The 12,188-nt window shown below is 68.9% G+C and carries 12 protein-coding genes; 8 read left to right on the top strand and 4 right to left on the bottom strand.

Annotated elements, in window-relative coordinates:
- Positions 1–23: 23 nt before the first annotated feature.
- On the top strand, positions 24–950 hold the full coding sequence (nadC, locus tag AC1D1W_RS07870) for a carboxylating nicotinate-nucleotide diphosphorylase (RefSeq protein WP_243181329.1): 927 nt from the start codon (positions 24–26) through the stop codon (positions 948–950).
- An 8-nt stretch (positions 951–958) separates the two neighbouring features.
- Entirely contained in the window at positions 959–2,113 is a 1,155-nt protein-coding gene (locus AC1D1W_RS07865) for a cysteine desulfurase family protein (RefSeq protein ID WP_476943377.1), read from the top strand.
- A gap of 83 nt (positions 2,114–2,196) precedes the next feature.
- On the opposite strand, the gene AC1D1W_RS07860 is transcribed toward AC1D1W_RS07865, so the two are convergent.
- Positions 2,197–2,682: a GtrA family protein gene (locus AC1D1W_RS07860; protein ID WP_243181295.1), complete on the bottom strand. Its 486-nt coding sequence runs from the start codon at positions 2,680–2,682 to the stop codon at positions 2,197–2,199.
- 4 nt (positions 2,683–2,686) lie between these two features.
- Positions 2,687–3,361 carry a DUF1684 domain-containing protein gene (locus AC1D1W_RS07855; RefSeq protein WP_028277528.1) on the bottom strand — a complete coding sequence of 225 codons (675 nt, stop codon included), beginning with the start codon at positions 3,359–3,361 and terminating at the stop codon, positions 2,687–2,689.
- Positions 3,362–3,486: 125 nt separating this feature from the next.
- Between AC1D1W_RS07855 and AC1D1W_RS07850 the strand changes: the two genes are divergently transcribed.
- The 3 genes from AC1D1W_RS07850 to AC1D1W_RS07840 all read left to right on the top strand — a co-directional run bounded on the left by AC1D1W_RS07850 (position 3,487) and on the right by AC1D1W_RS07840 (position 6,679).
- On the top strand, positions 3,487–4,929 hold the full coding sequence (locus AC1D1W_RS07850; RefSeq protein ID WP_476943376.1) for a M20/M25/M40 family metallo-hydrolase: 1,443 nt from the start codon (positions 3,487–3,489) through the stop codon (positions 4,927–4,929).
- 30 nt (positions 4,930–4,959) lie between these two features.
- The gene (locus tag AC1D1W_RS07845; RefSeq protein ID WP_243181297.1) at positions 4,960–5,790 is read left to right on the top strand and encodes a hypothetical protein; all 831 of its coding nucleotides are present in this window, start codon (positions 4,960–4,962) and stop codon (positions 5,788–5,790) included.
- A gap of 85 nt (positions 5,791–5,875) precedes the next feature.
- Positions 5,876–6,679 (top strand): transglutaminase-like domain-containing protein, encoded by an 804-nt coding sequence (locus AC1D1W_RS07840; RefSeq protein ID WP_476943375.1) that lies wholly within the window; start codon positions 5,876–5,878, stop codon positions 6,677–6,679.
- 33 nt (positions 6,680–6,712) lie between these two features.
- Here AC1D1W_RS07840 and AC1D1W_RS07835 read toward each other — a convergent pair whose 3' ends face one another.
- Complete coding sequence (locus AC1D1W_RS07835) at positions 6,713–7,174, bottom strand: MarR family winged helix-turn-helix transcriptional regulator (protein WP_243181330.1); 462 nt, start codon at positions 7,172–7,174, stop codon at positions 6,713–6,715.
- Entirely contained in the window at positions 7,174–8,295 is a 1,122-nt protein-coding gene (locus AC1D1W_RS07830; RefSeq protein ID WP_476943374.1) for an LLM class flavin-dependent oxidoreductase, read from the bottom strand. Before AC1D1W_RS07830 ends, AC1D1W_RS07835 begins: the two co-directional genes overlap by 1 nt.
- 277 nt (positions 8,296–8,572) lie before the next feature.
- On the opposite strand from AC1D1W_RS07830, the gene AC1D1W_RS07825 reads away from it, so the two are divergent.
- The 3 genes from AC1D1W_RS07825 to AC1D1W_RS07815 all read left to right on the top strand — a co-directional run.
- Positions 8,573–10,000 (top strand): MFS transporter, encoded by a 1,428-nt coding sequence (locus AC1D1W_RS07825; RefSeq protein WP_476943373.1) that lies wholly within the window; start codon positions 8,573–8,575, stop codon positions 9,998–10,000.
- 175 nt (positions 10,001–10,175) lie between these two features.
- Positions 10,176–11,075, top strand: coding sequence for a M20/M25/M40 family metallo-hydrolase (locus AC1D1W_RS07820; protein ID WP_476943372.1), 900 nt, complete (start codon positions 10,176–10,178; stop codon positions 11,073–11,075).
- Between the two features lie 490 nt (positions 11,076–11,565).
- Positions 11,566–12,188, top strand: a 623-nt coding sequence (locus AC1D1W_RS07815; RefSeq protein WP_476943397.1) for an aminotransferase class III-fold pyridoxal phosphate-dependent enzyme, incomplete at its 3' end; no start/stop codon positions are given.

The following is a 12,188-nucleotide window of genomic DNA, read 5'->3' as shown; positions in this document are numbered from 1 at the left end:
ACGCCACCGCTGCCCCGGAAACCCTGCCCTCCCGCGCCGCGGCCCTCGCCGGGAGCCTGCCCGAGGCCGCCGTCCTCGCCGTCCTCCGCACGGCGCTGCAGGAGGACGCCCCGTCCGGGGACATCACCTCGCAGGTGCTCATCCCCGCGCAGGCGCGGGCGACGGCGGTTCTCAACGCCCGGGTTCCCGGCGTGCTGAGCGGCGGGGAGGTCTTCGCCGCGGCGATGCGGCTGACCGACCCGGGCGCCGTCGTCGAACTGCTGGTCAACGACGGCGAGGCCTTCGCTGCCGGAACCGCCCTGGCCCGCGTGACCGGGAACGCCCGCGCCGTGCTGCTGGCCGAACGCGTCGCACTGAACCTGGTCCAGCGGATGAGCGCCATCGCCACCAAAACGGCCGAGTTCGTGGCGCTCGTGGCCGGCACCCGGGCCCGGATCACCGATACCCGCAAGACGACGCCGGGGCTGCGGGTGCTCGAACGCTACGCCGTCCGCTGCGGCGGCGGCGCCAACCACCGCTTCAGCCTCTCCGACGCCGTCCTGGCCAAGGACAACCACCTGGCCGTCCTCACCGGCGGCGACCCGGCGAAGCTGACCGCAGTGCTCCTTGGCGCCAAGGCGCAGCTCGGCCACACAACACACTTCGAAGTGGAGGTGGACACCATGGAGCAGATCAAGCCCGTCCTTGCCGCCGGGGTGGACACCATCATGCTGGACAACTTCTCCCTGGCCGAGCTCGCGGCCGGCGTCGGACTGGTGGGCGGCCGGGCCCGCGTCGAGGCCAGCGGCAACGTCAACCTCTCCACCGTGGCGGACATCGCGGCCACCGGGGTTGACGTCATCTCGATCGGCGCCCTGACGCACAGTGTCACGGCCCTGGACCTCGGCCTGGACATTGAGCTTGACGTCGAGCCGGCCGTCGACTCCGGCGCCGGTCCGGCGGCCGGCTGAGGCGCACCATGATCTTCCTCGACGCCGCGGCCACCACCCCGGTCCGCCGCGAGGTGCTGGAGGCCATGTGGCCCTACCTCACGGGCGAATTTGGCAACCCGGCAAGCCATCACTCCCTGGGAGAGGCGGCTGCCGCGGCGCTCGCGGGGGCCCGCGCCGCAACCGCCAAGGCCCTCGGCTGCCGCCCCGGGGAAGTCGTCTTCACCTCCGGCGGCACGGAAGCGGACAACCTCGCCGTCAAGGGCATCGCCCTGGCCCGGCGCGCCGCCGATCCGCGCCTGGACCGGGTGGCAATCAGCGCCGTCGAGCATCCCGCGGTGGAAGAATCCGCCCGGTACCTCGAACGGGTCCACGGCTTCGCCGTCGACGTGATCCCCGTGGACCGCTTCGGGCAGGTAAGCGAAGAGGCCCTCGCCGCCGTGCTGCAGCCCGGCACGGCCCTGGTCAGCATCATGTACGCCAACAACGAGGTCGGTACGGTCCAGCCCATCGCCCGGCTCGCGGCGCTGGCCCGTGCCCACGGAGTCCCGTTCCACACCGACGCCGTCCAGGCCGCCGGCTGGCTGCCGCTGGACACCGGCGCACTGGGCGTGGACGCGCTGAGCATTTCCGGCCACAAGCTGGGCGCGCCCAAAGGCAGCGGCGCGCTGTTTGTGCGCGGCCGGGTCCGGCTTGAACCGCTGGTCCACGGTGGCGGGCAGGAGCGCGGCCGCCGGTCGGGCACGGAAAACGTCGCCGGCGCCGTGGCGCTGGCGACGGCCCTGGCGCTGCCGCGGGAACCGGCCGGGCACGTCGCTGCCCTCCGCGACGGGTTCATTGACGCCGTGCTGGCCGGTGTTCCCGGCGCACTGCTCACCGGCCACCCCACCGAGCGGCTGCCCTCGGTGGCATCCTTCTGCTTCCCGGGCACCAGCGGCGAGTCCGTGCTGCTGGAGCTCGAACGCCAGGGCATCATCTGCTCCAGCGGTTCCGCGTGTGCCGCCGGCTCGGATGCGCCCTCACCCGTGCTGCTGGCCCTGGGCATCGAGCCCGAGATCGCCCAGACGGCGGTGCGGTTCAGCTTCGACTCGACCGTGACGGCAGCGCAGTTGCAGGAGGCGGCGGCCGCGGTCCGCACCGCCGTCGCCGGCGTCCGCTCCCTCGGCACCCCCTCCACCGGTTGAGCCGTCACTACATGTCCCTATCGGGCCGCCTCCATAGCGGCTTGAACTGCTAGCTCAACCCGGGGTGGGGGCCGTGGGCGACGTCAGCGGTGGCGGGCGCGGCGGAAGATCCAGTGCCGCAGCATCGTGAACCGCACGGCGGTGGCGGCGAAACCGGAGAGGGTGGTGGTCCACAGCTCCTCCGCCACGGTGGCGTCCGGGTTGACCCAGTGCAGGACGGCGAGGCTGCCGCCGGTGATCAGCAGCGCGACGAGGATTACGATCAGGCCGTTGAGGTGGTCGCGCTTCATCCGGCGGCTTTCGGTGATCTTGAACGTCAGGCGCCGGTTGAGGGCGGTATTCATGAACGACGTCAGGATCAGGGCCGCCGCGTTGGCCGGCTGTGCCCCAAGCCAGGGCCGGGAGAGGGCGTACAGGGCCAGGGAGGTCAGGGTGCAGACAATGCCGACGCCGGTGAACCGGATGAGCTGCCGGACCACGGGGTAACGCAGGACTCCACGGTACCGGCGGGTCTTCGGCCCGAGGACGACGGCGGGGGCAGGGTCAAGCTGTTCGAGCTGGGACTCCATCCGCTCAGTACAGCTCGCCCACGGGGATGTCCACGGCCAGCCGGTTTGCCGGGCCGGCCAGCGGACATGCCCAGGCCTCGTTGTAGGCGCACGAGGGGTTGTAGGCGAAATTGAAGTCCAGGATGAATTCGGCCTGGGGCCCGGAGCCCCGCACGCCGTGGAAAGCTCCCTTAATGGTGTCCAGGAGGTAGCGTCCGGCGCCATAACTGCCACCGGGCTGGCCGGCGGTGGCGTCACGGAACGGCACGAAGATACCGCCGCCGTAACCCCTGAGCTTCCAGACCGCGAGCTGTCCCATCTCGGGCAGGTCGAAGGTGCCCAGCCGCACAAACCGGACCAGACCGTCGGTCCCGGTCTCTACGTTCATCTCCCGCCCGGCGCCCTCGGGGGTCAGCGGGACGTGGAAACGGTAGATCGGATCGTAGTCCGCCGTCTTCAGGCCGCCGAAGGTGGCCTTGGCCTCGGCCGTCAGCGCGGACGCCGGGTGGGTGCCGAACATGCGGTCCCGCTCCTGGCGCCAGTAGGAATGCGCCTCGGCCGGGCTGTCCGCGGCAATCTTCCGCGTGGTGGCGTAAAGGGCAAAGGTCCGCAGCCGCCAGTCCGCGATATCGAGGGCCGACATGCCTGCCACGTCGCCCAGATCCCCAAAGTGCGTTCCGTCAATGCTCTGTTCGGCCATGCCCCCAGCGTATCCGCTTTCCCGAGGCCGAAATTTGTGCGCCGAATTGTGCCCGGGATTCCGGGGCCGGACCCGCGCGCGGAATAGCCCGTTCCGGCGGACCCTCCGGCCGTAGACTTTCGCGCATGCGCAACCCCCTGCAGAACGCGGCCGCCGGCAATACCCTCAAGAGCCCCGGCGGAACACCGGGCGGCCCCGGGCACCCGCCGGGCGCCGGGCGCGCGGCGGCGTCGCTGGCGGAGCTCGTGACGTACCGGACCGTGTCCAGCCGGGCCGAGGGGTCCTCCGCGGCCGGGGCCGGGGTGGAAACAGCCGAGTTCGAGGCCTTCATCGCGGCGCTGCCCCGGTTGTATCCGGCGGTCCATGCTGCCCTGGAACTGGAGCGGGTCAACGGCCACGCCCTCCTGTACCGCTGGCCCGGCGCCGCACCAGCGGAGGACCCGGCGGCCGCGCACCGGGCATCGGTGCTGATGGCGCACTACGACGTCGTCCCGGCAGACGACCCGGGGGAGTGGACACACCCGCCGTTCTCCGGCCACAACGACGGCACGTTCCTCTGGGGCCGCGGGACGCTCGATGACAAAGGCCAGCTCGTGGCCATCCTGGAAGCGGCCGAGAGCCTGCTGCTGGCGGGGTATTCGCCCGCGCACGACCTCTACTTCTCGTTCGGCAACAACGAGGAGACAGCCGGCAACAGCGCGGCGGCCGCCGCCGACCTGCTGGCCGGCCGCGGCGTGGTGCCCTGGCTCGTCCTGGACGAGGGCGGTGCCGTCGCGGGCGGCGCCTTCCCGGGGGTGAGCCGGCCGGCCGCCGTCGTCGGCGTGGCCGAAAAGGGAATCCTGGACGTGGAGCTGCTGACCCGGGACCCGGGCGGACACGCCTCCACGCCGCCGCGGATGGGGGCGACAGGGCGGCTGGCCCGCGCCATCACCCGGATCGAGCGCAGCCCGTTCCCGCAGTCGCTGCCGGAGGTGACCGCCGAGATGCTGCGCCGCTTCGGCCCGCACACCCCGCCACCGCTGCGGGCCGTGTTCGCGAACGTGGCACTGCTCCGGGCGCCCATCACCTGGCTCTTCGGCCGGCTCGGCAGCGAGACCAACGCCATGACCCGGACCACCGTCGCCATCACCACGCTCGAAGGCAGCTCCGGGGCCAACGTCCTCGCCGCCACGGCGAAGGCCAACGCCAACATCAGGGTGGCGGTGGGGGAGACGGTCGAGGGCACCATGGCACTGCTGCGGAAAATCATCCGCGACCCGAAAGTCGGACTGCGCGTCGTGGAGGGCAACGACCCGTCTCCGGTGTCGCCGTCCTCGGGGGCCCAGTGGGACCTGCTGGCGGACTGCATCGGGCAGGTCTTCCCCGAGGCGATCATCACCCCCTACATCATGATGGGYGGCACCGACTCGCGCCGTTTCACCGGGATCTGCGGTGCCGTGTACCGCTTCGCGCCCTTCTTCATGGACGTCAGGGCCCGCGGCTCGATCCACACCGTTGACGAAAAGATCGGGCTGGAGACGCTGGAGCAGGGGGTCCGGTTCTACGAAACACTGATGCGGGAGCTCTGAGTCATGCGGCGCCCCGGCTACGCTGGCACCATGACTGGGACGGCCCCTTCTTCAACAGGCACCGCAGGAATCCGGGGCGCTGTGCTGCGCACCGGCGCGGCGCTCGCAGTCGCGGTGGCAGCCCTTTCGGGCTGCAGCAGCGACGGCAAGGGGACGCCGGTCTGGACCGCGGGCAGCAGCCCGGCCGACAGTGCGGGTCCCGGTGCGAGTGAGAGTGCGACGCCGTCTGCCACCACTGATGCCGCCGCCTCGGCCAGCGCTTCCCCCACCCCGGGCTCGAGCGCAGCGGCTTGGAAGGTCTTTACCGACCCGGCAAAGTCCGTCAGTTTTGAGGTGCCGCAGGACTGGATTGTCCAGTCCGTAGCTCCCGACGCCGGTGCTCTGCCCGGGGCGCTGAAGATCACCGTCAAGGACGCCGGCGGCGCCTACCTGGCCACCTTGCAGACCGGCCTGCCCCCGCAGCCTGCCGCGGCCTGCCCGGACGACGCCGCCCGCAACTACGTCGTGGTCAGCAGCGTGCCGGTTGACCTGCCGCACGCCGGCGGCGGGGGCACCATTGACCCGCACGTGGTGTTCCGGGTGGTCCAGGGCTACAAGTACTTCGGCTCCTACGGCATCACCAACGTGGTGGGCGGCGCGGGCGGCAAGAGCTGCGCGTTGCAGAACGTGGTCCGTGGCCCGGCCGGCAAGGGGGACTATTCGTTCGGGGACCTGACAGTGCTCAAGGCGTTGGCGCCGGACCAAAAGGTTGCCCCCGCCAAGGCGTTCGACACTCTCGACCAGGCGGCCAAGTACGTCAACGAGGGGTCCGAATTCGCGAACGTCCAGCGGATGCTAATGTCTCTGAAGATCAAAAACTAGTCCCGCCCGCCCCGCACATCCCCGGGCCGTTGACGGCGGCTTCCCCTGCACCCACCTCAATCCCACATCCCGGAGACAGAGATACATGGAACGCGCCGTAGCCGCCCGCCTGGCCTTCAAGACCGTTGCCGAAACCAAGGTGGCTCTCGCCGTGGCCGTGGCCCGGAACGCCGGCTACGACTCGATTGACGAATCGCTCAGGGTGACCGCGGGAGGCGGGGACGTGCCGCTGACCGAGCTCTCGGACCATCACGGCGGCCGCTTCCACTACATGGAATTCGCCGAACCCACCGACGTCCTGGTTGAGTATTCGGCCACCGTCACCGGCTTCGCGCAGCCCGAGGAACCCGGGCTCATGGAACTGATCCGCTATGTCCGGCCCAGCCGCTACGCGGAATCGGACCGGCTGTTGCCCACCGCCTACGCCGAATTCGGCGGGCTCCAGGGCGAGGAGCTGCTCCACGCGGTCCGGGACTGGGTTTTCAACGAGCTGCGCTACGTCAGCGGATCCTCGCGGGGGACCGACGGCGCGGTCGAAACACTGCTGCACCGCCGCGGCGTCTGCCGGGACTTTGCCCACCTCGCCATTGCCCTGCTGCGTTCCAAGAACGTCCCGGCCCGGCTGGCCGCCGTCTACGCCCCGGGACTGACCCCGATGGACTTCCACGCCGTGGCCGAGGCGCACATCAACGGCACCTGGCACGTCATCGACCCCACGGGGCTGGCGCCACGGGAGAGCATGCTGCGGATCACGGCAGGACGCGATTCCTCGGACACCGCCTTCCTGTCCACCGTGGGCGGCAGCCTGTCCCTGAAGGAACTCAGCGTCACCGCCGTCGTCGATAACCTGCCACAGGAAGACCCGGCGCAGCTCGTCGCGATCCACTAGGCAGCGCACGGCCGGGCTGTCAAGGGCACGGCCTTAGCGCACGGAGACCGCGGCGCGGAGCTTCTCGGTCAGCCGCAGCAGCTCCTGCTGTTCGGCGGCGGAGAGGGCCGGGCCCACGAGCGCGGCGATGTCGCGCACGTGTTCCCGGCCGATCTGCTTCTGCAGGTCCCGTCCGGCATCGGTGAGCCGGATGAGGATCCCGCGGCCGTCCTCCGGGGCTGGAGTCCGTTCAACGAGCCCACGCTTTTCGAGCCGCTCCACCAGCCGGCTCAGGCTGGACTGGCTCAGCAGCACGTTGTCGTTGAGCTCGTTCAGGCGCAGCCACCCGGAGGGGCAGCGGGAGAGCGTAAACAGGACGTCGTACTCATTGAGCGCCAGGGCTTTGAATGCCGGCGCCGCCTGCAGCTTGCGCATCACCGCCACCTGGGCCCGGAACAGGGATTCCCAGGTTTCCGCGGCCAGGCGTACCGGCGATTCGGTAGTCTTGGCGGGCATCATGAGCCCTGAATGGTGGTCTCCGCGGCGGCGTCGACGGTGCCCGCTGCCAGCGCGGCGGCAACACGGCCGGCGTGCGTCGGCGGTTCGGGAACGTGCGCCGGCTTGAGCGCGGCATATTCCTTGCGCAGCACCGGCAGCACTTCCTCCCCGAACAGGTCCAGCTGTTCCAGGACGGTCTTCAGCGGCAGGCCGGCGTGGTCGATCAGGAAGAGCTGGCGCTGGTAGTCGCCGAAGTACTCCCTGAACGACAGGGTCTTTTCGATCACTTCCTGCGGGCTGCCGACGGTCAACGGGGTCTGGGACGTGAAGTCCTCCAGCGAGGGGCCGTGGCCGTAGACCGGGGCGTTGTCGAAGTAGGGACGGAACTCCTTGACGGCGTCCTGGGAGTTCTTCCGCATGAAGAACTGGCCGCCGAGGCCCACAATCGCCTGGTCCGCCTTGCCGTGGCCGTAGTGCTCATAGCGTTCGCGGTAGAGGCCGATCAGCTGCTGGTAGTGCTCCTTGGGCCAGAAGATGTTGTTGGCGAAGAAACCGTCACCGTAGTACGCCGCCACTTCGGCGATCTGCGGCGTGCGGATCGAGCCGTGCCACACGAAGGGGGCGACGCCGTCGAGCGGGCGGGGGGTGGAGGTGAAGTTCTGCAACGGGGTGCGGTGCTTGCCGGACCAGTTGACGGTGTCCTCGTCCCAGAGGCGGCGCAGTAGGGAGTAGTTCTCGATCGCGAGTTCGATCCCGTCCTGGATGTTCTTGCCGAACCAGGGGTAGACGGGGGCGGTGTTGCCGCGGCCCAGGACCAGGTCCACGCGTCCGTCCGCGAGGTGCTGGAGCATCGCGAAGTCCTCTGCGATCTTCACGGGGTCGTTCGTGGTGATCAGGGTCGTGGTCGTGGACAGGATGATGCGCTCGGTCTGGGCCGCGATGTACGCCAGCGTGGTGGTGGGGGAGGACGAGAAGAACGGCCGGTTATGGTGCTCGCCGAGGGCGTAGACATCCATGCCGATCTCTTCGACCTTCTTGGCGATCGCCACGGACGCCTTGATGCGCTCGTGCTCAGTCGGGGTGCGGCCCGTGGTGGGGTCGGTAGTGATGTCGCTGACGCTGAATACGCCGATCTGCATGGTGTGCCTTTCCGTGGCCGGGGTGGATCCGGGATCTGGTTCTACTATAGCCGATTTAGATGCATTTGCATCTATCGACCGGTATAACGCCCGTCGCGGACGAATATTCCCGCGCCGTTCCGCCGGGGTTTCCCGCCCCGTCTTCCCGGCCGCGTTGCCGGCCGCGTTCCCGCCTTCGGCGACGGCGCGGGCCTAGGATGCAATCAGTCGGCTGGCCGCGAGGTGCCCGCCCTCCCGGAAGGCCGCCATGCGCCGTGTTGTAGCTTTTCTGTGTCTGGTGGAGCTCACCAGTGGAATCCTGCAGGGCTATTACACGCCCATCCTCACCGATATCGCCCGGCACCTGGGAATCCACGACGCCGACGTCAACTGGTTCGAGGCCGCGCAGCTCATGGTCAGCGCCCTCGCCGTGCCGGTGCTGGCCAAGCTGGGGGACATGTACGGGCACAAGAGGATCCTGCTGGTTTCCACGCTGGTCACCGCCATGGCCTCCTGGGTCGTCGCGCTCGCCCCGGACTTCTGGACCTTCCTGGCCGCGTGGTCGTTCCAGGGTTTCTACGTGGTCTGGCTGCCCCTGGAAATTGCCCTGATCTTCAGCCGCGTCCATCAGCTGCCCGACGGCGCCGCCCGCACGCGGCGCGCGGCCGGCGTCCTCGTCGGGGCGCTGGAAGCCGGTGTCATCGCCGGGGCGCTCGCCGCCGGTGCGCTCGTGGAAGTGTTCGCGGGCCAGCTGCAGCTGGTGCTCCTGGTCCCCTCGGTGGCCGTCTCCGCATGCTGGTTCGCCGTCAGGTTTGGCGTGCCGGAGTCGCGGGAGCGCAGCGGCGGACGCGTGGACACCCGTGGCTTCACGCTCCTCGCCCTCGGGCTGCTGCTCATCACGTCCGGGCTGACCTTCATGCGCCTCAACGGGGCCGGCGCGTGGTGGCCGTGGGCGCTGGTGGGAGCCGGAATTCTGGTGTTCGTTCCGTTCGCGCGGTTCGAGCTGCGCGCGGCCGATCCGCTCGTCGACATCCGAATGCTGCGGGGTAAGTCCATGTGGCCCGTCCAGCTGACCGCCGGGCTCTTTGGTGTCTCGGTGCTCGGCGCGCAGGCCCCGCTGTCCACCTTCGCCCGGACAGATCCCGCGCTGCACGGCTACGGCCTCGGGCTGCGCGCCGGGCACGTCTCCATCATCATCGGCGTCTATGTGCTGGCGCTGCTGGTGGGCGCGCTGCTGTACCCGGTGGTGACCCGCCGGCTCACTCCGCGCTGGACCCTCGTGGGCGCCGCCACGCTCGTGGGCCTGGGCTACCTGCTGTTCCTGCCGTTCCACGGCAGTCTGATCCAGGCGCTGGCCAACATGGCGATCGCCGGTGTCGGCTCCGGGGCCCTCGTGGCGGCGCTGCCTTCGGCGGCCGCCGCGGCCGCCCCCCTCAACCGGACCGCGATGGCCACGGGTTTGACCAACACCACCAAGACCATCGGCGGAGCCTTCGCGTCCGCGGTGTTCGGCATCGCCCTGGTCAGCCACGTCCTGGCCGAGGCCGGGGCCGGCGCGGGGGACGCCGGTCAGACCGCGGCGCCGCTCGCCGGCTACCTCACGGTATGGACCATCTGCGGGGTCACCGGGCTTGCTGCGGCTGCCGCGCTGGTGATGGTGCCCCGTCTGGCCTTCTCCGATCCGGCGGCCGTGGCCGCCGCACCGCTTAGGGCCGGCTCGCACTAGGGGTGGCCTTCCTCCCCGGCGACTGAGGAAGTATGTTCTTAGCGTGACGGGTAGGCGGAGGTACCAGCGGGGGCGGACGGCGGCCGCGGCTGTCCTGGTGGCAATCGGCTTTTTGGTTTCGGGATGTTCGGCACCTACCGTACTGGCCCCGGCGAGTCCGGTGGATGCGCGTGCCGTGCTGGAGGATTTCAAGTCCCGGGACATGGTGGGGCATTTGCAGGCGCTGCAGCGGGTGGCTGACGCCAACGGCGGGAACCGGGCCGCGGGGACCTCGGGGTATGAGGAGTCGGCCCGCTACGTCGAGGAACAGCTGCGGGCGGCCGGATACTCACCGGTGCGGCAGAGCTTCTCTTTTCGGCGTGATGGCCGGGGCAAGGCGCGGGTAGAGTCCTTCAACATCCTCGCCGACACGGTTGGCGATGCCGGGCACACCGTGGTGGTGGGCGCGCACCTGGATTCCGTGCAGGAGGGCCCGGGCATCAACGACAACGGCAGCGGGGTTGCGGCGGTCCTGGAGACCGCGCGGTGGATGAAGGAGGCCGGGATCACCCCGGCCAACCGGGTCCGGTTCGCGTTCTGGGGCGGCGAGGAGGACGGCCTGTACGGGTCCCAGCACTACGTCGATGAACTCAGTGCGGCCGAGATCGGCCAGACCGCGGCGAACCTGAACGTGGACATGGCGGCCTCGCCGAACGGTGTGCGGTCCGTTCATGACGGGGACGGATCGGATTTCGGCGACGCCGGCCCGGCCGGGTCCAAGGCGATCGAGGACGTCTTCTTCCGCTACTTCCAGGAGAACGCGCTGCCGGCCGAGACCACGCCCTTTGACGGCGGCTCGGACTACGACGCCTTCCTCTCGGCCGGCATTCCCGGCGGCGGGCTGTTCACCGGCGATGTCGAGAAGAAGACCCAGGCCCAGGCACAGTCCTTTGGCGGGGCGGCCGGCAAGGTACTTGATCCCTGCTACCACGAGGCCTGTGACACGATCGCCAACACCAACCCGGAACTGCTCACCGAAATGTCCGGCGCCCTGGCCTACGGCACCGTGGCCTACGCGATGGCCAAGACCGGCTAAACACCAGCTTCGCCTTTCAAACGACTATCAAATCAAACGACTCTCAAAACGGTGTCCCGTCCCTCGCCGCGTTCGCCGTCCCCGTTGGCCGAGGAAGTCGGATGTCCATGGCGCCGGCGCCCATGTCCGCCGGATGCCCGGCGGCCCGCATTTTTCCGAGTAGCCCGGGGTTGCCGAAGGTGAGAAACGCTGCCGAATCGGGTAGTTAATCAGCCGTTTGAGGGGAAAAGACAGGTACCCGCTACTCAGGTGCTGTGAGTTTCCTGAGTTTACGATAAGAAACGGAAAAGCATTTGGGCAGGCGTCTAGGATCTGCCCAGTTCCCGCCTAGAGCACCTCTATACGGGAGTACATACGGGCCCCGTGAAAGCAACCGTCAGTGCGCCGCAGGCGCTGCACTGTCCCCTTCCCGCGCCCGTCATCCGGAAAACCCGGGTTGTGTTTGCGCTCGGGCATCTTCGCCAGTCGGAAGTACGGGGGACATCGACAGATGGATATCTTCGAAAGCTTGGAGTCCGAGGTCCGCAGCTACTGCCGCAGCTGGGACACCGTGTTTGAACGTGCGTCCGGCAGCAGCCTCTACAGTGAAGACGGCAGAGAATATTTGGACTTCTTTTCCGGCGCCGGAGCACTGAACTACGGGCACAACAACCCGGTGCTGCTGCAGCCGCTGGTGGACTATCTTCTCTCCGGCGCAATCGTTCATTCACTCGACATGAAAACACCGGCCAAGCGGCAATTCCTGGAAACCTTCCGGGAGTTGATCCTCGAGCCCAGGAATTTGGACTACAAAGTCATGTTCCCCGGACCGACGGGAACAAACTCGGTGGAGGCAGCCCTGAAGCTTGCCCGGAAGGTTACCGGCAGGCAGCATGTCCTGAGCTTCACCAACGCGTTTCACGGGATGACCCTGGGATCGTTGTCGGTCACGGGCAATTCAATGAAACGGCAGGGAGCCGGCGTCCCGCTGACGAACACATCGAGCATGCCCTATGACGGGTTCTTCAATGGTCAGATGCCGGACTTTCTGTGGCTCCGGCAAGCCCTGGAGGACAGGGGATCGGGCATCGATAAGCCCGCAGCGGTGATCGTCGAAACCGTCCAGGGCGATGG

The organism is Arthrobacter sp. P1_B4, from assembly GCF_056406555.1.
Note: the sequence above shows the minus strand (reverse complement) of the source record. Positions and strands in the feature narration are given on the sequence as shown.